At 39.5% G+C, this 390-nt stretch carries 1 protein-coding gene; it reads left to right on the top strand.

Annotated features, from left to right (window positions below):
- Positions 1-390 (top strand): nucleoside recognition domain-containing protein (locus AB1471_RS18855; protein WP_367780950.1); only part of this gene is annotated, 390 nt, incomplete at both ends.

Here is a 390-nt window from a genome sequence, read left to right as displayed (position 1 = left end):
CTTATGCAAACGAAGGAATCAATTTCGTTCTTGGAGGATTTGGTTATCAAGCAGAGGGTGGCTTTGTATTTGCCATTAACGTCCTTACAATTATTATCTTCTTCTCCTCTTTGATTTCTGTATTATATTACTTGAATATTATGCAGTTTATAATTAAAGTGCTTGGTGGCGGTATATCTCGGCTTTTTGGGACGAGAAAAGCCGAATCAATGTCTGCTGCAGCCAATATATTTTTAGCACAAAATGAAGCCCCCCTTGTCATCAAGCCTTACATTCCAAAAATGACAAATTCAGAGCTTTTTGCTGTTATGACTGGTGGTTTAGCCTCTGTTTCCGGTTCTGTTTTGGTGGGATATGCTGCACTTGGCATCCCGTTAGAGTATCTTCTGG

This window comes from Jeotgalibacillus marinus, assembly GCF_040801915.1.
In the GTDB taxonomy this organism is placed as follows: Bacteria; Bacillota; Bacilli; order Bacillales; family Jeotgalibacillaceae; genus Jeotgalibacillus; species Jeotgalibacillus marinus.
Note: the sequence above shows the minus strand (reverse complement) of the source record. Positions and strands in the feature narration are given on the sequence as shown.